This is a genomic window from Cedecea neteri, from assembly GCF_000758305.1.
Lineage (GTDB): Bacteria > Pseudomonadota > Gammaproteobacteria > Enterobacterales > Enterobacteriaceae > Cedecea > Cedecea neteri_C.
Genome location: NZ_CP009458.1, coordinates 3,376,363 through 3,397,652, shown reverse-complemented (window position 1 = coordinate 3,397,652; position 21,290 = coordinate 3,376,363). Strand labels below are relative to the sequence as shown.

The window sequence follows — 21,290 nt, the reverse complement described above, 5'->3', positions numbered from 1 at the left end:
TGTTAATCTCCAGCAAGTTGCGCCGCCAGGGCGGCAAAGGATTTGTCCTGATCAATCTGTCCCGATTGCGCCCGGCTCTCAGCCTGGGCATTCAGATCCAGTTGCCAGCGTGATTTACTGATGCGTAACGCCGCCAGAGCATAGACAAAGCAGTCCAGCGCCTCATTTCGCCGCTTTTTACTGTCCCACAGCAGTTTTATCCGGCCCTTCTCGTACTTCTCGATCAGCTCTTCCGCCACCAGCTGCTGGGCTTCGGCTATATCGAAAATTTCCGGGTTGTTCGGGACGTGGATTAAGCCCTCAACCGGCGAACCATCTACCGGCCGCTCGAGCTTGTAGCGGGCATAAATCACTTCTTTAGCGCTGTCGCTGCCCACTTCTTCAGACAAGGTTTCGCCTAGCGTGGTGTTCGTGAAGGTTTTAAGCTTGCCGGGGTCGCCTTTCGTCTTGAAATAGTCTTTGACGATCTGCACCCAAGTTGTGAACGGGCTGTACGTCGTCCAGATGTGAAACGACACGGCGTCTGGAGGGTCAATCTCCTCTCCATCAGACGCGAACCACGCCAGGCCATCTTCGGTATAGATGCCGGTGTTATCGCAGATGTAACGCGCCCCGGTATAGTCCAGTTCGTTCTGATGAATCACGCAGCCGGAATGCTCGCAAAGATAAAAGACGGTTTTCGCGTCGTGGTTTTCCCACTTGAAGCCGTAGGGCTCCTCTTTACCGCCCCACTTCAGGTACTGCTCACCGCCGCAATGCGGGCATTTGAGATGAAAGCGCATCAGGTGGCCGGACTCGCTGGCCGCGCGCTCAATCTGACAGACGCCTTTTATCTTCGGCGATGAACCACGAATAGATTTTGGCCACACCGAGCCCTCGATACGCTTATCGCCGAGGAACGTCGGTGAACCCTCTTTCTCGATATCTTCATCGAATGCGGCTAGCTCGTCATAACCCACAAAATCGACTGACTTCTCGCGATAGTTTTTCGCCGCTTTCCCGCCTAGGCACCAGAATCCGCGACCATTCGAAAAGCGTTTCGTGGAAAGCGTGTTATCGCGGTGCTTCTTGCCGTACCACGGCGCCATCTCGCGCAGCCCAGGCACATCGCGGATCGTCGGCTCGACGTGCGATTTCATGAAGTTTTCGGCGTCACCGTCGGTCGGCTGCCACAGCAGGCCATTGCGCTGCTTGTGCTGCAGGAAATAACTGAAAACGCCCAGCAGCATTTTGGAATAACCCACTCGGGCCTACTTGATGAGGTTTACTTCGCGGATATCGTCGCTGCCCATCGCGTTCATTATCGCAACCTGAAACGGTAACGTTTCCCAGCGGCCCTCCGTGTAGGCTGATTCCTTCGGCAGATAATAGTGTTCGTTGGCCCATTCAACGGCAGTGACCGGCATTGGGCGAAACAGTGATTTAAGCCCGGCGGCTATCCACCGGCCAAGACTCTTAATCTGTTTTTTTCGAGATACTCACTCAGCAACCCCGGCAGCTTTTCATCCAGCGCCGCCGCTTTGTTCATCGCCTTTACCACATCACGCTTCAGAAACTCGATGTAGCGATGATCAAGCGCGGGGAAACGTCGCTGCATCGACAACGGGATCCCGTCCAGAATGCCGGAAATTTCCCCGGCAATTTTGGACAGGACGAACATGCAAAAGGCGGTTTCGACAACCTCAGCCGAGTCTTTCGCGTTCTTCAGCTCCTGCCCGTCGGCCTGCGCGCGGGTCAGTCGGTGCCGCTCGTAATCGATGGTGCCTGGGACCAGCTCCGATTCGGTCACGGCCTGCAACTCGTTTAGCTCTTTTCGCAGCACCTCGTTTTCGAGATCGGTTTCCCGCTTGCAGTACCAGTCAATGACGGCTTTGAGCAAATACGCATTATCCCCACCACGCCCGCCGCTGCCGTCGCCATTTTCAACCGGGCAGCCTTGCGCCTGCCAAGTCGTAATGGTTCGAACCGAGACATCAAAGATCCCGGCCAACTGAGTTTTATTCACGATCATGCCCGGACCTCCCCGGAGAGAAAGTTGGTTAAAAATCAAACTGGGAAGTGAAGAGGCTAAAAATGCAGGAAAAAGGATCCCGTCACTTCCCGGTTAAAAGGGGGGTGATTCAATAGAAAACAGTGGGTTAACGTTAACTAAGTAGGAAGTGGGATCTGCCCCAAAAAAGCTCATAAATAGCGACTTTTCGCGCGTCGTACGCCCGTCGGTGTTTCAAGTGCTGTAAAGTACCTTTTGAAATGATAGTCGTTATCACTGGTGAACTGGAAATAAACTCAAATAAAAAAGCCATCAGTAGATTGATGGCTTGGATTGAGCAATAAAATGCAGATCAGTAAATATATCTAGCTAAAAGAATGAATTATCTTCACTGAACGATTTAAAAACCATTTATTCTTGACCCAATGGAGCTAGCTTTTGGATGTCGTTTGCTTCATATACGGCAATTAACGTTCCACTCTCCCCATACAGGAAAACAGAGCTACCTACCTCTTTAAGTTCGACAACTGAACTTAAATTTTGAGGGTCAGTTTCTGAGTAAAGCTGAACAACATAGTCAGTAGGTCTCATTACCTCTTCCTTCTAATTATTGTAGGTCACAAACTATCTATGATACGCACCTGAAAACAGAACTTATACTTACACATGAAGCAAATAAAGCACCCCTACCAAAAATAAGGGGGGGTGTGAGAGCGATCTATTGGTTCACTGCCTGAAACAATATGAATAATTACTCAAGAAAAACATCAACTGCTAACCTGTGATTACCATCATGTGCATAACACTCTAAAGAATTACTGTTCGACGCCGATAAATACTTATACATGGATTTTTTTAATTCAACCAACCACCAATAAGGCAGAAAAATGAGTCAAAACAACCCATCTCCAAAATCCATTATGTATGCACAAAAAACACTTACAACTGCACAGAAAGAACTAGTATTTAAATCAACATGTCAACTGATGGCTGGCTCGCTATCGGGGAATCAGCACTTTGCAGGGCATCTGGAAAACTTGTTTGACCAGCATTTTTCTTTGCTTGAGAAAAAATTTATAGAGAATTGCCTAAAATAGTCCAATATCTGTTCAGTAGATGCGCAGCTAGACTTTTTTAGCAATTTATAGTCATCCCCAAGCATTGAACACACATGCCCACTTTTGCCGTATCTTAATGCTGCTGTTAGAACCATTAAAAAGCCACCTGATGGTGGCCTATTTGATATCAACTAAACAGTCAGGAATGAAGTCCTGATTGAAATTCGTTCAGTTCAATCCTTAGTGAAATATTTATATGCGCCCCACGCCGCCAAGCCAGTTACTGCTGCTCCTGCAATGGCCCATCCAACTACAGGAACAACTGCGCTACTTGCTGCTGCAGAAGCGATTGCAGTTACCCCACCAGCCATTCCAGTACCGCCTGCCGCAATAGCACCTCCGCCAGCTGTAGCCAAAGCGGCCGTGGTCGCAGAAGCTGACGCTCCAGCGGCTACTGCGGTTGCAACCGTTGCCTCTGCCGCAGCAATAGCACCGCTCACTCCAATAGCGGCACCAATTCCTGCACCGGCCCCGGCCCCAACCCCTACAGCAACCCCCTCTCCAACCTTTTTGATATTGGATTTGTACTCATCATTATTAAATTCGCTACTCATTTTATTACCTTGAAAATCAGGCAAATTCCTGTAATCAAGTTATCGGCTCAAGAAGTAAAAAACTTTAGCCATATTTATAATTCATCGCTATCTCCTCTGATAATGGCCTATCACAGGCATACTATGGAAGGCCGTGCTCATACCTACCAATTCATAGTGTTGCGACTTTAACTCGCTAATGCGATCCTGACTGTCTGGTTTTGTGAGGTTCTCACTGCCAATCTTACGGGTGGTGTTTTCGCTGTACCCCGCCCGAATAATCGCCAGTATGGCGTTTAAATCGATAAGGTACTCGCGACAGAACATTTCTAATTTGTCGGTGAGTGCCATTTTTCTTCCAAAAGGAGTTTGTTATGAGTGATGAGTTTAAAACGGGCGATATTGTTAAGCTCAAGTCTGGAGGCCCGGACATGACTATTAAGGCCTTTATCACATCTCAGGGGAATTCATTCCTTTGCCAATGGTTTGCTGGTAAAAAGCTAGAGCAAGGATATTTCAAGCCTGACTCACTAGAGCGTGCAACCCCAAAGCCGTAATCCCAAACACGCCGACGCTATCCGTTTCTGATGTTTCTGCCTGGATGATGACAAATCTTCAATCTGACGACTGTCTTTACCAGCAGGATATTGTCGATTATCTCGTTAAGCAAAACAACGAGCAGCATCTCAAAGAAAATGCCGATGGCAACCAAGCGCTATCAACAAAAGTAATCAATAAATTTAGAGTTGATAGCGGTGAAAACGTCGTTTGGGTTAAGTCGGACAAATACTGGCGGTATCGAGTTCCTGAGGACGAAGAAGGTCGAGAGGCTCGAGGCTAATATACAGGGCGATCTCTCGCCCTTTTTTACTCCATTACGATGAGCCTATCCATGATGATGGAAACAAAAAAACCGCCCGGAGGCGGTCTGTCTCATAGCATTTTAAGCTTAAAACTTAATGAATCAAGAATATTTGATAGTAGTTGTTTATTCCCACCTCTCATGATGTAAGGCCTAAATTCATCATTAAATTTAGTCCAATCAGAATCAGTTTGAGAATCAGAAAAGAGGTGTTCACACATAAGCCATGCTTTTGTAGCATCATCAAAAGCTTCTTTCAGAGCTTGCTTCTTAAAGTATATTTGCGCGTCATCATCAATTCTATTAGCAATTTCAGGATAAGCGTTCAGGCGCGTCCTGGCTATACTAATTTGATGATACCACCATATTTCAGGCATGGACTCAAGAGCGTAAATAAGCTCTAAAACCGCCCTCTTGAATTCCATCTTCAACTTTAGTTCTTCTTCATCACGCCAAGTGTTCAAGGCAGTAAAGGCCATACCAAGTGTTGCCAAAGATATTAATACAGTAGCTATGGAAGCAGCCATTGTCCACCATGCCCACTGAGCTGAATCTTTTGCGGCCAGCATAGCCTCGAAAGCAATTAGTTGTTCGTTCATAACCACCTCAATTTTGGCGGTGATTCTACTTTATCCTTTCATTTCAAGCACTGTTCTTCGATGTAATCCTGCAAATATCCAACTTGTCTAGTCACTTTGCTGATTCGCTCTCTGAGTGTGAAATAATCCCGTTCAGCGGTGTCAGTAAGTCGGGCGCCGGAAGCATCGCCCATGCCGCCGGTGCTGGTCGCTCCGTTCGCGGGACATCTGGCATTGAGCTGCAGCCGGCGCTTGCCAGTAGCAACATCACGCTGCAAATCGTCAATGGTGCGTTTCGCATCAGCCAGTTCTCCAGTGTATTTGGCATCAAGTGCGGCAACGTCGCGCTGACGTGTCTGCATGTCTAAGATGGTGGCCAGTGCTTTATCCCGCTGCTCTTTATACGCGATAGCGTTAGAACGGAAGTGATCGACTGACCAGCATAGGGCAATCAAGATGGCGGCCACTACGGCGCAGATGATTATCATTGCGAGGTTCATTTCTGACCCCACATGCAAATCTCATGCTCCACCTCACGCCGATTCATCAGGCCTTGCCACTGCTTGCCACTGGCATATATCCATTGCCGCAGGCCATCACACGCCGCCTGATAATTTCCAGCGTTAATCTGTCGTAGCAGTGATGAACGCTCGAATGCCCGGACACCAACGTTGTAGCTGAAACTAATCAGTGTGGCCTTTTGATACTCGTCAGTCGGGACTTTCACTGACCGTTCAACAGATCGGGCAAAAGGCAAAATGTCTTTATCCAGCATCGCCTGGCACTCTTCTTCTGTGTATTTTTTGCTCTTGATAATGTCGGCCCCGGTATGGCCATAACAAACAGTAAGAACGCCGACGACGTCGTAATACGGCGTATGCCGAACACCCTCCAGCTCCGGGATAACGAAGCTGGCGATCGTCAGCGCGCTCGCAGCCCCAAGCCCGGCCAGTTTTTTTTTCAGGGATGGACTCATTTCTTCCTTGCCTTCTCTAACGTATGAATCAGCACATCCAGCGCCGCCGGGTTATGCCCATTACTTGCCGCGCTTTTAGCGTATTCAGCGATTATCGCGGTGCGCTTCGAATCTTCTTTTCGAGCGTGTTTTGCATCGATACGACCGCACACGAACGAGACAACGGAAACCATCACCCCAAGCGCACCAAAGGCGATATAAGCCAGATCCTGCGTAGATACGCCCATCGCCGCTGCCCAAGCTGCTACGACGGCAAAAAAGCGTGTGACGATACTCTCTGTATGCTCGTTAAATAACGGGCGCATAACTCACCCCTGAAATACTTTATGGTTATTGCGCCGAGCGTGGCGCGGATTGTTACTTCGATGCGGATGGCTTGAAATTGCTAATAATCAACTCCCCAGCCTGATGGGTGTTTTTAATCCCCACCGTATAGGTCGTTTTAACGTCGGTAATTTCCAGCCCTGAAAATATCCGATGCATTTCGGGATGGTCGTTCACCGAGATAATCATTTTTCCCCGGCTCCGGTGTGCCAGCTCAGCCATCGCAACGTATTCGGTCAGCTCGAACGGGACACCGTAATCCAACGTCTGCCAGTACGGCGGATCGAGATAAAACAATGTAGTGGCGCGGTCATAGCGCGTGATGCATGACTTCCAGTCCAGATGTTCAATCGTGACCCGGTTTAACCGTAGCCATGCTTCAGAGAGCGTTTCCTCAAGCCTGAGAAGATTCAGGCTCAACGGTGAATCCTTCCGAACGCCAAATGTGCGGCTACCTGTCTTCGCGCCAAAAGACAATTTCTGAAGGTAGTAGAACCGCGCAGCCCGCTGGATATCCGTTAACGTGTCCGGAGGGGTATCGTTCTACCACTTGAAAATTTCACGGCTCGTCAGCGCCCATTTGAATTGCTTAATAAACTCTTCAAGGTGGTGCTGTATGACCCGGTATAGATTCACTATATCGCTGTTAATATCGTTCAGTACTTCTGCTTTTGACGGCTCTTTCATGAAGAATAGAGCAGCAGCGCCGCAGAACGGCTCAACGTAACAGGTGTGCTCCGGGAACAATGGGAGGAGATGCCGGGCCAGCTTTCTCTTGCCGCTCACCCAGGGAAAAATCGCTTTGGCCATAATAAAAACTCCATCCCTGCGTACAGTCAGGGGAATAACTCTGGTACGCATGACCAGCAACAGACAAATAATGCAGGCACAAAAAAACCCGCCAAGGCGGGGTTTTAATGTTTGACTATTTAGGCTTTACGACGCTGCCATCGTGGCGCAGCTCTGCTAAGCATGAGCCAATTATCAAGTTTCCTGACTCGTTTTCAATACTTAAATGAAATTACTTTCCCGCAACATAATATACATTGCGATAACTTAATCATTGTTTTTTTAGCTCCACCGTCATGAATCCGAGAAATATCTTATTAATTGATCGTTTTGAACGATCAATTTCAGATTATTGATCTACAACACCAATTTTAATTGCATGGCTATTGGCACTAAAATTATCCCGCACACTCTAAATGGAATTAGTGATGATCCTATATTTAGCAACTTATTTCGTAGGCTTTGCTGGGATGTGGCTGCTGTCGCTGCGTGGAGATAAAAGACACGATATTGAATTTAACTTTTTTGAAACGTTTATTACCGCTTCGCTATGGCCGTTCTTTGCAGTAGTTATCCCATGTATTGCCATTTATACATTTCTTACTCAAAAATTTGCCACAAAAAATAACACACCAGCGAGTTAAGGCTGGGACATGTTGAACATGCATCAAATTTTGAGCAACACCACTCCTCATTAAACCCCAGGCTATCAATCTGGGGTTTTTCAAATCAAGGCTAGCTTCTGCCCGCGGGCTTTTGATACTGCATATTGTCAATCCACTGCTGATTCTCTGCGAACCGCCAGAAAAACCTTCGCCTCAAATATCTGTACGCACCAACGGCACCGCCGGCGGGCTTCATGCTCTGCCAGCCACGGCGCCACTCTTTGCAGTTCCCTGGCAATATCCGCAATCTTCGCCCTGCTCGTATAATATTGCAGGCCAATTAGCAGCACCGGAGCATCGCTTTTGAAAGCTGCGAGTACAGCACGCTCAACGAGATCGGCATCTTCACGTTGGTTTGTTTCGTCTATCATCTCGCTTAGCGATTTAGCCCAAAGAATTGTGTGCGCTCGAGCAACGGCCGGGCGGCCAGTAAACCCCTCTCTCTTTGCTTTTGCTACCGCTTCGGTAATGCGCTGAAGCTGCGCATCGGACCACTCATTATTTTTAGCTGCAGTGATAAGCCAGTTGCAGTTCTCGAGTCGATATTCTGCCGGAGTCTTACCCCCGACATACTCTCCCCAAGCCACCAGCAAGGATTTTATCCAGCCGGACTGGATTCCCGTAAGCGGAGTAAACCTCCCCAAATCCGGGGCTTTTAGGTGCCTTGAATGAATTCGGCAAACACTATGTTCGCTCCATCGAAAACGAAGCTGACCGGGATACACAAAGGCTGGAAAGTTTACGCTCGCTGATCGAGCCGCAAACATTACGCCGAACCAAAGAAGAAGTGGCTCGTGATTTACCGCAGAAGATCGAAGTGGAAAGCTGCAAGCAGTTAATGCTCTCCGGGCCACAAAGGCAGCTTTATCTCTCTTCTGTCGCGGGCTGGCAGCAACAGCAAGCCCTGAGCGAAGGAATGCAGCAGGCAGGAGCCGGTATGTTAGGGCTATTGCACCACCTCAAACCCAGTGCCGGAAATAACGCTTTAATTTATCGACGGTATGACGCCATTTCGGCGTTGTTGGTTTGCAGACGGTATTCTGGGTTGATTTGACGAAACGGCAGACCAGCCCCAGAACTAACAGTTTTTATTAACTTCACCGCTTCAAATCATTTACACTCCTCCGGCAGTCTGGGGGAAGCATGGCAGAGAATCGATTTCATCGTGGTCGTAGCAGAGTTATCGCCGCTGGACTGGCGCTGTTTGCGCTTGCCCTGATCGTTGTGGCGCCGCTCGTCTCGATATCTCTGCAAAAATCGCCGATGGCGATGATGCCAGGCATGATGCACCACCCTATGATGGAAATGGATGAGCACCACTCCGGGCATAAACCGGTTCTGATGCCCATCGATCACGCTGAGGCCTGCGGTTACTGCGTACTGCTGTCGCACATGCCAGGTATACAGCCAGAGCTAATTACCCCCCTTCACACTCTTTTCTTGCTCCAGGGCTTTCAACCCTCATCACCTTTACTCGAAATACGGCATTTCTTTGCCTGGCTTTACCCTCATCCTCGCGCGCCTCCGGCATAAACGACTTTACCTGCTGAAAACTAAAAATATGGGCGTTTCAACGCCATAACTTCGTTTTGCTTGTATTAAGGAAAAGTATGACCACCTGCACCCCGCGCGCGGCCTGGATAAATTTTCTACGTCGATTGCATTTTGCTATTGGTTTATTTGTAGGGCCTTTTATTTTCGTCGCGGCGCTAACCGGCACGCTTTACGTTGCCACGCCTCAATTGGAGTCGTTTATTTATCATGATGCGCTAACGGCAAACACAAGCGGTGAAACTCACTCAATTGCTGAACAGATCGCCGTCGCCAGGCAAGTCACGGGCGAGCATTTGCCGCTGTACGCTGTTCGTCCGGGAATGCTCCCCGGCGTGACAACCCGCGTAATGTTTAACGCGCCGGGCCTGGGGAGTTCTGAAAGCCGGGCTATATTCATCGATCCCATCACTTTGGCCGTAAAGGGAGATATGACGGTCTATGGCACCTCAGGCATTTTGCCTCTGCGTCAATGGATTGATTATGCGCATCGCTCTTTGTTATTAGGCTCCGCAGGTAGGCTTTACAGTGAATTAGCCGCTTCGTGGATGTGGATTGTCGCCTGTGGCGGGATCGCACTTTGGTTTTATACTCGTCCCAAACGTCGAATGAACAATCTTGTCCAGCGCACCCGCCGCTGGCATGTGACCCTCGGCTGGTTACTGTTGGCAGGTATGCTGGTGTTCTCAGCCACCGGTTTAACCTGGTCGCAGTGGGCGGGCGGCAATGTGGATCTGCTTCGAGCGGCATTCAACTGGGAAACCCCTCAGCTTAAAACACAACTCAGCGGCGCGAACAGTGCTCAGGATCCGCATGCAGAACATCATGCCGGTATGACGATGCCAATGAAGATGGATATGGATATGTCCCCAGATCTTTCCCTGTTTGATAAAATGCGCCAGTTAGCACAAAGCGTCGGGATTGATGCAAACTCTATCGAGATAAAGCCGGCCAAAAGCCACGACAAAGCCTGGACTGTGACCGAAATTGATCGCGGCTGGCCGACCCAGGTTGACGCGGTGGCTATCGATCCTGCCACAATGCGAGTCGTGGATCACACCAGATTTGAAACGTTTCCCCTGATGGCAAAGCTGACCCGATGGGGCGTGGACTTTCACATGGGCGTGCTGTTTGGCCTGGTTAACCAACTGTTGTTGATCGCATTCGGTACAGGCTTATGCGTAATGATTGTCATGGGCTACCGTCTGTGGTGGATACGTCGCCCCACCCCTGCCAAATACAATCCACTCCTGACGCTGACGCAGAGCTGGTACGATTTATCCTTCCGAGCAAGAGTATCAGTTCTGATTCTTGCGATTCTTTTCGGTGTTGCTATGCCAGTGCTGGGCCTCAGCCTGCTTATGTTTATCGGATTCGATGTGATTCGCTGGCGCCGGGCCAACGATTTTTCTGCCGCGCACCAGACGGAGTAATGGAAAAATAAGTATTCAACCCGGCCAACTGACTGGCCGGGCTTTATCAAAAACAGTGACGAAACCGATCAGCGAGGCAGCATGAAGCCTGATGTAACTTACACCTTCCATCATTTTGGTATTCCCTTACAGGATGAAGAAATCTGGGGTCGAGCAAGGTCGGGCCAGGGCAATTTATACCGAAAGTAAGAGCCTGCTCTACCAGGATTAATAGCTGACGCACTGGAGATAAAACCGCTAGAAATAGGCGATGCAAAAAAATGGATGATGGCCATGAATCGTAGAGAAATTTTGATCAAGTGCAGAGCACTGCTTTCCTACAGTAGAGAAATTATCGCCGATGGATGGGTAGGTTTTGCCACTATTTATTCCTGCTACTCTCTGGGCAATCTCATTGGCGACAAATACTATCATGGGGCACAGTTTCCCGGTCTCATCGGTATATGGGTTGCCACTTTCATTTGCTGCATTACGCCATCGTTCACAAAGATGGCGAAAGCAGCGAAAAATAAACCTATCGCCTGAACAGTTTTCTACGCCCTACTCACATCAGCAATAAACTCAATAGCCCCGCTCTTAAGCAGGCGCTGGTTCACCGTAGAGAAACTTAGCGGCTTACTCACCGGCAGCAGCGGGATCCCCGCCCCGATAACGACCGGGATCTGGGTGATAAACAGGCGCTGCAGCTCTCCGGCTTCGGCAAACAGGGCAGCGGTTTTGCCTCCGCCAACCAGCCAGACATCTTTGCCTTTGGCGGCTGCGCGAGCCTGTACTGCAATGCCGGCGGCTTCGCCCTGTACCAGCGTGATATTTTGCCCCTCAGGAACGGAGAGCGGACGACGGGTGACGATAAATGCCGGGACATCGGCATAGGGCCAGGCCTCTGGCGAATTTTCCAGGATCCAACTGTAGGTTTCCGCCCCCATGATCACCGCCCCGACGGTCTGATAGAACTCATCGTATGGCGTTGCGTCGTCGCCCAGCGGGAAGTTCATTAGCCAGTCCAACTGATGCTGCTGGTCGGCAATGTATCCATCCAGCGTTGCGGCGACGTAATAGACTAAATTGGCCATGCTTTTCCTCTCTGTCCGAAAATTATCCGCCTGATAATACAGAGATAAAAACATGTCGCTACTGCCAATTTTAGGCTTGCAGTTCTTCATCTCCTCGCGCCTGGCGGCGTATCACCTGCGGTGGCTGGCCGTAGGCGCGCAAAAACGCCCGGCGCATTCTGTCCCGCTCGCCAAATCCGGTCTGGCGCGCCACTTCGTCGATGGAGCGGGCGCTGGTTTCAAGCAACATCCGGGCAGACTCCAGGCGCAGATGCTCTATGGCGCGGGCGGGCGACTGGCCGGTTTCAGCCTGAAAACTGCGGCTAAACTGGCGGGGAGATAAATTTGCCACCGCCGCCAACTCTTCCACGTTCAAGGCGTTTTCCAGGTGCGCACGGGCGTAAGTCATCACTTTTTGAATACGATCCGATTTAGGCTCCAGTTCAAGAAGGGAGGAAAACTGCGACTGACCGCCAGCCCGGCGATGATAGAGCACCAGCTTCCGGGCGATGGTTCTCGCGATATCTGCCCCCAGATCGTCCTCAATCAGCGCCAGCGCCAGATCGATGGCGGCCGTCATCCCTGCCGAGGTCCAGTAAGGCCCGTCGCAAATAAAAATTTTGTCTTCTTCCACGCTGATGCCCGGATAGCGCTGCTGCAGGTCTCGCGCGTACATCCAGTGCGTGGTGGCTCGTCTGCCCTCCAGCAACCCGGCCTCGGCCAGTAAAAATGTTCCCAGACAAGCGGCAGCCACGCGGCGCGCATAGGCTGCAGCCTGACGCACAAAATGAATCGTCGTGGGGGAAGCCTGCTCCATCGTGGCGCCAAACAGCAGGAGATCGTACTGCGTATCCGCCATTGACTCGGTCATCACGTCAAACCCGGCTGACGTTGTTACCCTGCCGCCTTGCTCTGAAAGTAAATGCAGTTCATACACCGGCTCGCTCGCCATCAGGTTAGCAACTTCAAACGCCGTTATTACGGCAAAGCCCATGGTGGAATACCCGGGAGTAACAACAAAACCGACCTTTTGCATGAGACAGACCGCCATGATTGATGATGTCATAAAAAGACGGTTATATGACATTTGAGACACAAAAAGCCAGTGTTAATGTTGCCTTCGTCAATTAATCCTCTTTTCAGGAGTCACACAATGAGCAACGTATCTAAAGGCAAAGCCCTGGTCACTGGCGCATCCGGCGGGATCGGCGCGGTCTACGCGGCCCGTCTGGCCAAACGCGGTTATAACCTGATTCTGGTAGCCCGCAACACAGACCGCCTGAACCAGGTTGCCCGACGCATTCGCGAGGAAAGCGGGCAAGCGGTGGAGGTCATTACCGCCGATCTGGGTAACGCGGCTGAACTGCTGCAGATCGAAACGCGGCTAAAAAACGACGAGTCCATTTCGCTGCTGGTTAACAACGCGGGCTTCGGTTCAAAAGAAAGCGTGCTGGAAGCGAGCGTGGATGAGATGACCGCGATGATAGATCTCAACGTCACCGCGTTAACCCGCCTGACCTATGCGGCAGCCCCGGCAATGGCCGCCCGCCAGCACGGCACCATTATTAACATTGCCTCAGTCGTCGCCATTGCGCCTGAATTGCTGAACGGCGTGTACGGCGCCAGTAAAGCGTTCGTGTTGGCATTAAGCCACTCTTTGCAGCAGGAGCTGACGGAGTCCGGCGTGCGTATTCAGGCCGTACTGCCTGGCGCCACGGCCACGGATTTCTGGAATATTGCCGGCGTGGGCGGGCACGAAAATCTGCCGCAAAGCTGGGTGATGAGTACCGAAGATATGGTGGACGCCGCGCTGGTCGGCCTTGATGCTGGTGAGAAAGTCACCATTCCTGCATTGCAGGAAGGCAGCGAATGGGATGAGTGGGAGGCCGAACGCCGGGTGATTAGCTCGCATCTGAGCGCTTCTCAGCCAGCGCCGCGTTACGCCCGCTAAGCGCTTACGCTATTTTGCCCCACAGATGCCGCCCTCAGGCGGCATTTTTGCTGCTATGAATGCGATCTACCGCTCAAATCACCTTCTTATGAAAACATTTAAATGATAATGAGTATCATTTAAGTTTATTGTTTGTTAACATCCTGCCCGCGGTAAATTGATCGACATCAAGACTAACAGCCAGTGAAGGCTACCTCCGGGCAAAAGATATGCATAAAAAATTGATCCTTACGTCTTTGATAGCGTTAGCCAGCCTGGGCCTCAGCGCCTGCAGCCAAACCACTCACTCTCCTCAAGCGGCAAGCCATGCCGCCGTCACGCGTGGGCAAATCATTGATTTGCAGAGTGGCGAAACGCTGACTGAACGGCAGCTGCTGGTCAAACTCGCGGGCGCTCAGCGGCTTATCGTCGGCGAAAAGCACGATAACGCCGAACACCATCACATTGAACTTTGGCTGCTGCAGAATCTGCAAAAAGAGCGCCCTCAGGGCAGCGTCTTGCTGGAAATGCTGACCGCTGACCAGCAACCGCGCGTCAACCAGGTGAAAGCCTGGCTGAAAGAGGAGCCGCAGGTGCGGGACAGCCGCATTCAGGCACTGCTTCACTGGCAAAAAGGCTGGCCGTGGGAGATGTACGGTTGCGTTGTGACCGAAGCCCTGCGCGCGCCCTCACCTTTGCTCAACGCCAATATCAACCGCGATGAGATAATGCGCCTTTATAAAGCCCCACGCTTTCCGGAAGGGAAAAAATCAACTGCGCCCGCCGTTCAGGCCGCGCTGAAGGAAACGATTATTTCCATGCACGGCGGCAATATCGAAGGCCAGCAGCTGACGTCGATGCTGGCGATTCAGCAGCAGCGCGATCGCTATATGGCCCAGCAATTGTTGAACGCCCCAACGCCCGCTTTGCTGATTGCCGGCGGCTATCATGCATCCAGAAGCATCGGCGTGCCGCTGCATATGGAAGACTTGTCTCCGCCGTCGCTGCCGGTTGTACTGATGCTGGCGGAAAAAGGCATGAATATCACTGCGGATCAGGCTGATTATGTCTGGTTTGTTGCACCTGCTCCGGCAAAACGGTAACCGTGGATGACAGACACGTTTACTCCTTCTCTGGCGGGAAGAAGCGGCACGGGCTTTACGCTGTCTCTCCTTCTCCACGGAGGCCTTTTTTTAGCGCTAATCTGGCAGGTCTCTGACACGCCGCCGGCCCTGCAGCCAGCGCCCGCCGTCATGCTGGAATGGGCGGAGGATATCGAAGCCCCACCAGTCCCCGTCCCGCTTCCGGTGGGTATCGCCCAGCAGGAGTCAGCGGCCGCTGAGGAAAAGCGGCAGGCCGAAGATAAGCAGCAAAGGCCGCTGCCAGAAGATAAAGACGCGCTAATTGAAGTCACCCGTCGGAAAAAAGCCGCCGAAGGTGAGAAGAAAAAACCTCGTCCACCTCGCAACGTCCGGGAGCAAACCAGCGACAACAGCCAGGCGGCCATCTCGACCAATGCCGCCCCTCCGCCCAGCGTGGTTTCATCGCGTATTGCCGCGCCTTACCACAGCGATGCCGAGAAACAAAATAGCCAGCAGGACGCCTGGGAGAGTCGGGTCAAAGGCCATCTCAACCGCTTCAAACGCTACCCTGGCGATGCCCGTCAGCGTGCCAGAACGGGCATCGCAGTGGTGACGTTTACCGTGGATGCTGCGGGCACAGTTGTTGCCAGTTCTCTGACCGGTTCATCGGGAACGCGCTCGCTTGATCGAGAAGCCGTGGCCGTTTTAGAACGTGCCCAGCCGCTGCCGAAACCACCTGCCGAGCGCTTAAAGGGAGGCGTGTATAACGTCACAATGCCAATCAATTTCGACCTGACGGAACTTAGCCGAAGCTAGCGCTAAGCCCCACAACCTGAACGTTAACTTTATGCTGAATATTCGGCAGGGCGTGCCATCGCCCGACATTAAGGACGCCTCATGGAAAAACTATGGAAAGCCACGCCACTGCTCCTCGTCTGCTCGCTGCCAGCCAGTTGGGCAATCGCTGACGTGCCGCAGCCCCCGGCTACGCCAAAAATCCCCCACCAGCTTATTGAGCATGGCGATGTTCGCGTGGATAACTATTTTTGGCTCAGGGATGACAGCCGCAGCAACGCGAAAGTGTTGCGTCATCTTGAGGACGAAAATAACTATGCCCGCGAGGTACTGAAGCCGTCCGCAGTGTTAACGGACAGGCTGTATCGGGAAATGGTTGCACGAATGAGCCCGGAAAACCGCTCGGTGCCCTTCCAGCGAAACGGTTATCGCTATCAGGATGTTTATCTGGCCGGGCAAGAATACGCCGTCAGCCAGCGGCAGTCCGTCGGGGGCAAAGGCGACTGGCAAACGCTGGTGGACGGCAACCTACGCGCCAAAGGCCAGGCCTATTACCAGCGAAGCGGCCTGGTCGTCAGTCAGGATAATCAGATGATGGCGATTGCCGAAGACACGACGGGCCGTCGCCAGTATCGCCTGTCACTGCGCGATTTAAACAGCGGGCAATGGCTCCCGGATGAGATCGAAAACACCTCCGGGAATATGGTCTGGTCTAATGACGGGCGCTACCTGTTTTACCTCCGTAATAACCCGCAAACGCTGGTACCCTCGCAGGTCTGGCGGCATCGCCCTGGCACGCCTGTCGCCGAGGATGTGCTGGTCTATCAAGAGACTGACGGCGGCTATTATCTCGGGCTTTCCCGTTCGGCATCGGACCGCTATTTAATTATCACGCTCAGCGCCAGCACCTCATCGGAAGCTCGTCTGATCGATGCGGATAAGCCCGAAACACCTCCTGTGCTTTTCGCCACCCGCAGGCCGGGGATTGAATATTATCTTGACCATTTTGAGGGCGAATTCTACCTGCGTGCAAACCAGGAAAGCGCCAATTTTGGACTGTATAAAAGCCACGCGCCCGGCGACAAGTGGCTGGCTGTAGTTGCGCCTGACGCCAATATAATGGTGGAAGGATTTACCCTGTTTAAAGACTGGCTGGTGGTGGCTGAACGCCGGGACGGGCTGAGTCAGATACGCAAGATTAACTGGCTGAGCCACAGTGAGCAGACGCTGCAGTTTGATGACGCCAGCTATATGGCCTGGCTCGGCTATAACCCGGATCCTCAGTCCAGCAAGCTGCGCTATGGCTACTCTTCGATGACCACGCCTACAAGCACTTATGAATGGGATCTGGCCAGCGGCGAACGTACCCTGCTCAAACGCCAGGAGGTTAATAACACCTCGCCACAGAACTATCACAGCGAACGAATCTGGGTTACCGCGCGTGACGGTGTGAAGGTGCCTGTCTCGCTAGTTTATAACAAGAAAATGTTTAAACCGGCCCACAGTCCGCTGCTGGTTTACGGCTATGGTGCCTACGGAATGAGCATGGATCCGGCCTTCAGCGCCAACCGCCTCAGCCTGCTGGACCGTGGTTTTGTATTCGCTATCGTGCACGTTCGCGGCGGGGGTGAACTGGGCCAGCAGTGGTATCAGCAGGGGAAGCTGGAAAACAAGCCGAACAGCTTCAATGATTTTCTTGATGCGACCCACGGCCTGGTTAAGCTGGGCTTCGGGCAGACCGGCAGGCTTTACGCCATGGGTGGAAGCGCCGGGGGCTTGCTGATGGGTAATGTGATTAATCAGCAACCCACGCTTTTCAATGCCGTGGTCGCGCAGGTGCCTTTTGTGGACGTGGTGACAACCATGCTGGACGAATCCCTGCCGCTCACGGTGGGAGAATATGACGAATGGGGCAACCCGCATCGTGAAACGGACTATCTGCAGCTCAAATCCTGGAGCCCTTACGACAACGTTAAGCCTTCGCACTACCCGAATCTGTTGGTGACCAGCGGCCTCAATGACTCGCAGGTGCAGTACTGGGAGCCCGCAAAGTGGGTTGCGAAGCTACGGGAAAACCAACGGGGGTCGGGCAAAATCCTTCTGCTGACCGATATGCAGGCCGGGCACGGCGGTAAATCTGGCCGAATAAAACGTCTGGAGAATACCGCCCTCGAATACAGTTTTATTCTGGAGGCAGATAAACAGCGCTAACCTGAAAGCCTTCCTTTAATGGGAAGGCCAGCTCAGGCGACATAATAATAAAAATAACTTTTATTTTATTACAATACTTCAAGGACACGTATGAACGTTAATAAACTGGCCGTAACTCTCGGCTCGGGCATGTTATTGCTCAGCGCCAGCGGATTGGCAAAAAATAATGATGAAATAACTAACGGGGATAAAAAAGGTTCGGTGATATTTAGCCCACTTAATGTTTCTGCCGGAAACATTACCCGCGAGCAAGAAGCGTTGGAAAAACCTGGCGCAACCAGCTCACGCGCCACGGATAAAAACCTGCAATCTCTGGATGCCACGCTGCGCAGCATGCCAGGCACCTATACCCAAATCGATCCCGGCCAGGGGACGGTGAGCGTGAACATTCGCGGGATGAGCGGCTTTGGCCGGGTGAACACCATGGTGGATGGCATTACCCAAAGCTTCTACGGCACCACCACGTCCGGCACAACCGTTCACGGCTCCACCAATAACCAGGCGGGCGTACTCATCGACCCGAATTTTCTGGTCGGCGTAGATGTTACGCGCGGTGACAGCAGTGGCTCTGCGGGAATCAACGCCCTTGCAGGCAGCGCAAACATGCGCACCCTGGGTGTCGATGACGTGATCTTTAAAGGCAATGATTACGGGCTGAGGTCGCGCTTCTCAGTCGGCAGCAACGGGATCGGCCGCAGCGGGATGATTGCGGCGGCCGGAAGAACGGACGCCTTTACCGACACCGGGAGCTTCGGTGCGATGGCCGCCATCAGCGGTAGCTCTATTTATTCTAATTTTTCTAACGGCTCCGGCATTAATAGCGAAGAGTTTGGTTACGATAAATTTATGAAGCAGAACCCGAAATCCCAGCTTTATAAAATGGATATTAAGCCTGATGAGTTTAATAGTTTCGAGCTATCGGCCAGAACCTATGAAAATAGATTCTCCCGCCGCGACATCACCAGCGATGATTATTATATTAAGTATCACTACGCCCCGTTTTCTGAGCTGATTGATTTTAACGTTACGGCCAGCACCAGCCGCGGCGATCAGAAATACCGTGATGATTCGCTGTACACGTTTTACAGCACTTCCGCGCAAAACCGTTCCGATGCGCTGGATGTAAACAACACCAGCCGTTTTAGCCTGGGCGATAACGACCTGGCGTTTACGCTGGGCAGTAAGCTAATGCGTACCCGTTACACCAAGATCATTAATGCTGCTGCGGGCGATGAGAAAACCAACCAGGAGGCGATAGAAAACAATCCATTCGCCCCTTCCGGGCGGCAGGATATTTCGGCGTTATATACCGGGTTACAGGTCACGCGCGGTATCTGGCAGGCGGATCTTAACCTTAACTACACGCGCAACAGAATCACCGGGCATAAACCGCCCTGTGACGAACGCGTTGTCTGCGTCCCCCAGGGAAGTTACGACGTCGATGAGCGAGAAAGCGGTTTTAACCCATCGGTCCAGCTGTCGGCCCAGGTTACGCCGTGGCTTCAGCCATTTGTCGGCTACAGTAAATCGATGCGTGCGCCAAATATTCAGGAGATGTTTTTCTCCAACTCCGGCGGTGCGTCCATGAACCCGTTCTTAAAGCCTGAGCGCGCGGAAACCTGGCAGGCCGGTTTTAATATCGACACCAAAGATCTGCTCGTTCAGCAGGATTCTCTGCGCTTTAAGGCGCTGGCCTACCGCAGCAGGATCCAGAACTATATTTACAGCGAGTCTTACCAGGTCTGCTCCAGCGGGCGAAAATGCAGCATGACCGAAGTACTTGGCAATGACTGGGCGGACATCAGCGACGAGTACAGCGACAATATGTACATTTACGTGAACTCGGCCAGCGGCGTTACCGCTCATGGCGTGGAGCTGGAGATGGACTACGACGCAGGCTTCGCCTTCAGCCGACTTTCCTTCAGCCAGCAGCAGACCGACCAGCCCACGTCTATCGCTAGCACCTACTTTGGCGCGGGGGATATTACCGAACTACCACGGAAATACATGACCCTGGATGCCGGGGTACGCTTCTTTGATAAGGCCCTGACCCTCGGGACGATAGTGAAGTACACCGGTAAAGCGCGGCGGCTGTCGCCTGATTTTGAAACCGATGAACATACCGGCGCGATCATTAAAGAGGATTTGCCGCAGATCCCGACCATTATCGACCTCTACGGCACTTATGAGGTGAACCGTAATCTGATGCTGAAACTCACGGTACAAAACCTGATGAACCGGGATTACTCCGAGGCGCTGAACAAGCTCAATATGATGCCAGGGCCTGGGGATGATGCCAGCCGGGCAAACACCGCGCGCGGCAGAACCTGGATCTTTGGCGGCGAAGTTCGCTTCTGATTGCCATCCCGTCGCCCGGTATCACGCCGGGCGACGGACAATTAGCGGTATTTCATCTTCTGCAAGTCTTCAATCAGCCCCTGTCCGGTTGGCCGCCAGCCGGTTTTTTGCTGCGTGGCGGCACTTGAGGCCGACATGTCGTGGGCGGCAAAACTTCCCAGCCAGCCAAAATGATCGCTGGCTTTGTCGGCGGCAATACTGCGTACCGGCACACCAAGCCCCTGCCCGATCGTTTCGGCGATCGTTTTAGTGGCGATCCCTTCTTCCGCCACGGCGTTATAGCGCTCCCCCGCCACGCCTCTCTCCACCGCCTGAACATAAAGACGGGCGGCATCGCTCAGATGCACCGCCGACCAGCGGTTTTCTCCTTCGCCAATATAAGCCGCTACGCCTTTGTCGCGCGCCAGCTCGATCAGCGGCGTAATGAGCCCCTGCCTGAAGGTGTCATGCACCTGCGGCAGCCGCACAAATGAGGCGTTAACGCCCCGCTCAAGCACGCTGACCCCGGCAATTTCCGTGGCCTTACGCGGATTGGGCGTCAGAAGGTTATACCCCGCTTCCGTCGCCGGTTTGCCCGGTTCAGTAGCGCCCATAGCCACAAAAGAGGTGATCACCATCGGGCGAGCCGAGCCCACCAGCGCGTCCCCCATGGCGGCAATCACTTTCCCGTCCGCCTCGCAGTTGGCGACAAAGTTAGAAAAATCATGATTAAACGCAGTGTGAATCACGGCGTCAGCAAGATCCGCCCCGTGCTGCAGGCTGGCGAGGTCATCCAGATCGCCATAATGTGCTTTTGCACCCCAGGCTGATAAAGCCTCGGCTCCACGCTGAGTACGCGTTAGCCCCAGTACCTGATGCCCGGCGGCAAGCAGTTGTTGCACGATGGCCGAGCCAAGAAAACCGGTCGCACCGGTGACAAAAATACGCATAGTCATTACCCCAAACCGTCACTGAGGACTGAGTTGCCGTCCGACGGGATTTACTGTAAACAGAGGGGGGAATACGAACAATGTTCAAAAGTCGCCATTTTTGGTCTCATCGTC

Annotated in this window: 23 protein-coding genes and 4 pseudogenes; 13 read left to right on the top strand and 14 right to left on the bottom strand. The window is 52.2% G+C overall.

Features of this window, described 5'->3' with window-relative positions:
- Window positions 1–2: 2 nt before the first annotated feature.
- The 3 genes and pseudogenes from LH23_RS15915 to LH23_RS15905 all read right to left on the bottom strand — a co-directional run bounded on the left by LH23_RS15915 (window position 3) and on the right by LH23_RS15905 (window position 2,581).
- Window positions 3–1,460, bottom strand: a pseudogene (locus tag LH23_RS15915) (terminase gpA endonuclease subunit).
- Window positions 1,436–2,011, bottom strand: coding sequence for a terminase small subunit (locus LH23_RS15910; protein ID WP_039293110.1), 576 nt, complete (start codon window positions 2,009–2,011; stop codon window positions 1,436–1,438). Before LH23_RS15910 ends, LH23_RS15915 begins: the two are co-directional and overlap by 25 nt.
- A gap of 390 nt (window positions 2,012–2,401) precedes the next feature.
- The gene (locus LH23_RS15905) at window positions 2,402–2,581 is read right to left on the bottom strand and encodes a hypothetical protein (protein ID WP_039293107.1); all 180 of its coding nucleotides are present in this window, start codon (window positions 2,579–2,581) and stop codon (window positions 2,402–2,404) included.
- A gap of 296 nt (window positions 2,582–2,877) precedes the next feature.
- On the opposite strand from LH23_RS15905, the gene LH23_RS24035 reads away from it, so the two are divergent.
- Window positions 2,878–3,087 carry a hypothetical protein gene (locus LH23_RS24035; RefSeq protein ID WP_156108048.1) on the top strand — a complete coding sequence of 70 codons (210 nt, stop codon included), beginning with the start codon at window positions 2,878–2,880 and terminating at the stop codon, window positions 3,085–3,087.
- Window positions 3,088–3,281: 194 nt separating this feature from the next.
- Here the strand turns inward: LH23_RS24035 and LH23_RS15900 are convergent, their stop codons facing one another.
- A complete protein-coding gene (locus tag LH23_RS15900) occupies window positions 3,282–3,662 on the bottom strand; it encodes a hypothetical protein (protein ID WP_052050270.1) in 381 nt (126 codons plus the stop codon).
- Window positions 3,663–3,788: 126 nt separating this feature from the next.
- Window positions 3,789–3,992, bottom strand: a pseudogene (locus LH23_RS15895) (terminase small subunit); the annotation flags it as partial.
- A gap of 23 nt (window positions 3,993–4,015) precedes the next feature.
- Between LH23_RS15895 and LH23_RS15890 the strand changes: the two are divergent.
- A complete protein-coding gene (locus LH23_RS15890; protein WP_039293105.1) occupies window positions 4,016–4,198 on the top strand; it encodes a YodC family protein in 183 nt (60 codons plus the stop codon).
- A 47-nt stretch (window positions 4,199–4,245) separates the two neighbouring features.
- Window positions 4,246–4,482, top strand: a complete 237-nt coding sequence (locus tag LH23_RS15885) for a DUF6953 family protein (protein ID WP_039293102.1) — start codon at window positions 4,246–4,248, stop codon at window positions 4,480–4,482.
- 92 nt (window positions 4,483–4,574) lie between these two features.
- On the opposite strand, the gene LH23_RS15880 is transcribed toward LH23_RS15885, so the two are convergent.
- From LH23_RS15880 to LH23_RS15860, 5 genes and pseudogenes are all read right to left on the bottom strand, one after another.
- Window positions 4,575–5,102: a hypothetical protein gene (locus LH23_RS15880; protein WP_039293100.1), complete on the bottom strand. Its 528-nt coding sequence runs from the start codon at window positions 5,100–5,102 to the stop codon at window positions 4,575–4,577.
- 38 nt (window positions 5,103–5,140) lie between these two features.
- Window positions 5,141–5,581 (bottom strand): lysis protein, encoded by a 441-nt coding sequence (locus tag LH23_RS23820; RefSeq protein WP_039293096.1) that lies wholly within the window; start codon window positions 5,579–5,581, stop codon window positions 5,141–5,143.
- Window positions 5,578–6,057, bottom strand: a complete 480-nt coding sequence (locus tag LH23_RS15870; protein ID WP_039293093.1) for a lysozyme — start codon at window positions 6,055–6,057, stop codon at window positions 5,578–5,580. The genes LH23_RS23820 and LH23_RS15870 overlap by 4 nt, the downstream gene beginning before the upstream one ends.
- Window positions 6,054–6,362, bottom strand: coding sequence for a hypothetical protein (locus LH23_RS15865; protein ID WP_039293090.1), 309 nt, complete (start codon window positions 6,360–6,362; stop codon window positions 6,054–6,056). The genes LH23_RS15870 and LH23_RS15865 overlap by 4 nt, the downstream gene beginning before the upstream one ends.
- 52 nt (window positions 6,363–6,414) lie before the next feature.
- A pseudogene (locus LH23_RS15860) lies at window positions 6,415–7,191 on the bottom strand (DNA adenine methylase).
- Between the two features lie 407 nt (window positions 7,192–7,598).
- Here LH23_RS15860 and LH23_RS15855 point away from each other — a divergent pair.
- On the top strand, window positions 7,599–7,814 hold the full coding sequence (locus LH23_RS15855; protein WP_052050267.1) for a hypothetical protein: 216 nt from the start codon (window positions 7,599–7,601) through the stop codon (window positions 7,812–7,814).
- 128 nt (window positions 7,815–7,942) lie between these two features.
- Here the strand turns inward: LH23_RS15855 and LH23_RS15850 are convergent, their stop codons facing one another.
- Complete coding sequence (locus LH23_RS15850; RefSeq protein ID WP_052050264.1) at window positions 7,943–8,428, bottom strand: hypothetical protein; 486 nt, start codon at window positions 8,426–8,428, stop codon at window positions 7,943–7,945.
- A gap of 53 nt (window positions 8,429–8,481) precedes the next feature.
- On the opposite strand from LH23_RS15850, the pseudogene LH23_RS23110 reads away from it, so the two are divergent.
- From LH23_RS23110 to LH23_RS15835, 4 genes and pseudogenes are all read left to right on the top strand, one after another.
- A pseudogene (locus LH23_RS23110) lies at window positions 8,482–8,826 on the top strand (SNF2-related protein); the annotation flags it as partial.
- A gap of 152 nt (window positions 8,827–8,978) precedes the next feature.
- A complete protein-coding gene (locus LH23_RS15845; protein ID WP_039293084.1) occupies window positions 8,979–9,368 on the top strand; it encodes a DUF2946 domain-containing protein in 390 nt (129 codons plus the stop codon).
- Window positions 9,369–9,445: 77 nt separating this feature from the next.
- Window positions 9,446–10,819, top strand: a complete 1,374-nt coding sequence (locus tag LH23_RS15840) for a PepSY-associated TM helix domain-containing protein (RefSeq protein ID WP_039293081.1) — start codon at window positions 9,446–9,448, stop codon at window positions 10,817–10,819.
- A gap of 273 nt (window positions 10,820–11,092) precedes the next feature.
- Window positions 11,093–11,344: a hypothetical protein gene (locus LH23_RS15835; RefSeq protein ID WP_039293078.1), complete on the top strand. Its 252-nt coding sequence runs from the start codon at window positions 11,093–11,095 to the stop codon at window positions 11,342–11,344.
- 8 nt (window positions 11,345–11,352) lie between these two features.
- Here the strand turns inward: LH23_RS15835 and LH23_RS15830 are convergent, their stop codons facing one another.
- Window positions 11,353–11,892 carry a dihydrofolate reductase family protein gene (locus LH23_RS15830; RefSeq protein WP_039296757.1) on the bottom strand — a complete coding sequence of 180 codons (540 nt, stop codon included), beginning with the start codon at window positions 11,890–11,892 and terminating at the stop codon, window positions 11,353–11,355.
- A 70-nt stretch (window positions 11,893–11,962) separates the two neighbouring features.
- Window positions 11,963–12,907, bottom strand: a complete 945-nt coding sequence (locus tag LH23_RS15825; RefSeq protein WP_039293076.1) for a GlxA family transcriptional regulator — start codon at window positions 12,905–12,907, stop codon at window positions 11,963–11,965.
- 117 nt (window positions 12,908–13,024) lie between these two features.
- Here LH23_RS15825 and LH23_RS15820 point away from each other — a divergent pair, with 117 nt between their 5' ends.
- From LH23_RS15820 to LH23_RS15800, 5 genes are all read left to right on the top strand, one after another.
- Window positions 13,025–13,822 carry an SDR family NAD(P)-dependent oxidoreductase gene (locus tag LH23_RS15820; RefSeq protein ID WP_039293072.1) on the top strand — a complete coding sequence of 266 codons (798 nt, stop codon included), beginning with the start codon at window positions 13,025–13,027 and terminating at the stop codon, window positions 13,820–13,822.
- Window positions 13,823–14,031: 209 nt separating this feature from the next.
- Window positions 14,032–14,904, top strand: a complete 873-nt coding sequence (locus tag LH23_RS15815; RefSeq protein WP_039293070.1) for a ChaN family lipoprotein — start codon at window positions 14,032–14,034, stop codon at window positions 14,902–14,904.
- 6 nt (window positions 14,905–14,910) lie between these two features.
- A complete protein-coding gene (locus tag LH23_RS15810) occupies window positions 14,911–15,699 on the top strand; it encodes a cell envelope integrity protein TolA (protein ID WP_039293066.1) in 789 nt (262 codons plus the stop codon).
- Window positions 15,700–15,780: 81 nt separating this feature from the next.
- A complete protein-coding gene (locus LH23_RS15805; protein WP_156108046.1) occupies window positions 15,781–17,889 on the top strand; it encodes a S9 family peptidase in 2,109 nt (702 codons plus the stop codon).
- A gap of 90 nt (window positions 17,890–17,979) precedes the next feature.
- A complete protein-coding gene (locus tag LH23_RS15800; protein WP_039293064.1) occupies window positions 17,980–20,247 on the top strand; it encodes a TonB-dependent receptor domain-containing protein in 2,268 nt (755 codons plus the stop codon).
- 41 nt (window positions 20,248–20,288) lie between these two features.
- Here LH23_RS15800 and LH23_RS15795 read toward each other — a convergent pair whose 3' ends face one another.
- Window positions 20,289–21,176: an SDR family oxidoreductase gene (locus tag LH23_RS15795; RefSeq protein ID WP_039296753.1), complete on the bottom strand. Its 888-nt coding sequence runs from the start codon at window positions 21,174–21,176 to the stop codon at window positions 20,289–20,291.
- Window positions 21,177–21,290: the final 114 nt, after the last annotated feature.

Coding starts and splice junctions, on each gene's coding strand:
- LH23_RS15820 (WP_039293072.1), top strand. CDS start 13,025: ATGAGCAACGTATCTAAAGGCAAAGCCCTGGTCACTGGCGCATCCGGC.
- LH23_RS15840 (WP_039293081.1), top strand. CDS start 9,446: ATGACCACCTGCACCCCGCGCGCGGCCTGGATAAATTTTCTACGTCGA.
- LH23_RS15855 (WP_052050267.1), top strand. CDS start 7,599: ATGATCCTATATTTAGCAACTTATTTCGTAGGCTTTGCTGGGATGTGG.
- LH23_RS15885 (WP_039293102.1), top strand. CDS start 4,246: ATGACAAATCTTCAATCTGACGACTGTCTTTACCAGCAGGATATTGTC.
- LH23_RS24035 (WP_156108048.1), top strand. CDS start 2,878: ATGAGTCAAAACAACCCATCTCCAAAATCCATTATGTATGCACAAAAA.
- LH23_RS15865 (WP_039293090.1), bottom strand. CDS start 6,362: ATGCGCCCGTTATTTAACGAGCATACAGAGAGTATCGTCACACGCTTT.
- LH23_RS15800 (WP_039293064.1), top strand. CDS start 17,980: ATGAACGTTAATAAACTGGCCGTAACTCTCGGCTCGGGCATGTTATTG.
- LH23_RS15870 (WP_039293093.1), bottom strand. CDS start 6,057: ATGAGTCCATCCCTGAAAAAAAAACTGGCCGGGCTTGGGGCTGCGAGC.
- LH23_RS15805 (WP_156108046.1), top strand. CDS start 15,781: ATGGAAAAACTATGGAAAGCCACGCCACTGCTCCTCGTCTGCTCGCTG.
- LH23_RS15890 (WP_039293105.1), top strand. CDS start 4,016: ATGAGTGATGAGTTTAAAACGGGCGATATTGTTAAGCTCAAGTCTGGA.
- LH23_RS15905 (WP_039293107.1), bottom strand. CDS start 2,581: ATGAGACCTACTGACTATGTTGTTCAGCTTTACTCAGAAACTGACCCT.
- LH23_RS15835 (WP_039293078.1), top strand. CDS start 11,093: ATGAATCGTAGAGAAATTTTGATCAAGTGCAGAGCACTGCTTTCCTAC.
- LH23_RS15830 (WP_039296757.1), bottom strand. CDS start 11,892: ATGGCCAATTTAGTCTATTACGTCGCCGCAACGCTGGATGGATACATT.
- LH23_RS15825 (WP_039293076.1), bottom strand. CDS start 12,907: ATGCAAAAGGTCGGTTTTGTTGTTACTCCCGGGTATTCCACCATGGGC.
- LH23_RS15900 (WP_052050270.1), bottom strand. CDS start 3,662: ATGAGTAGCGAATTTAATAATGATGAGTACAAATCCAATATCAAAAAG.
- LH23_RS15880 (WP_039293100.1), bottom strand. CDS start 5,102: ATGAACGAACAACTAATTGCTTTCGAGGCTATGCTGGCCGCAAAAGAT.
- LH23_RS15815 (WP_039293070.1), top strand. CDS start 14,032: ATGCATAAAAAATTGATCCTTACGTCTTTGATAGCGTTAGCCAGCCTG.
- LH23_RS23820 (WP_039293096.1), bottom strand. CDS start 5,581: ATGAACCTCGCAATGATAATCATCTGCGCCGTAGTGGCCGCCATCTTG.
- LH23_RS15910 (WP_039293110.1), bottom strand. CDS start 2,011: ATGATCGTGAATAAAACTCAGTTGGCCGGGATCTTTGATGTCTCGGTT.
- LH23_RS15845 (WP_039293084.1), top strand. CDS start 8,979: ATGGCAGAGAATCGATTTCATCGTGGTCGTAGCAGAGTTATCGCCGCT.
- LH23_RS15810 (WP_039293066.1), top strand. CDS start 14,911: ATGACAGACACGTTTACTCCTTCTCTGGCGGGAAGAAGCGGCACGGGC.
- LH23_RS15795 (WP_039296753.1), bottom strand. CDS start 21,176: ATGCGTATTTTTGTCACCGGTGCGACCGGTTTTCTTGGCTCGGCCATC.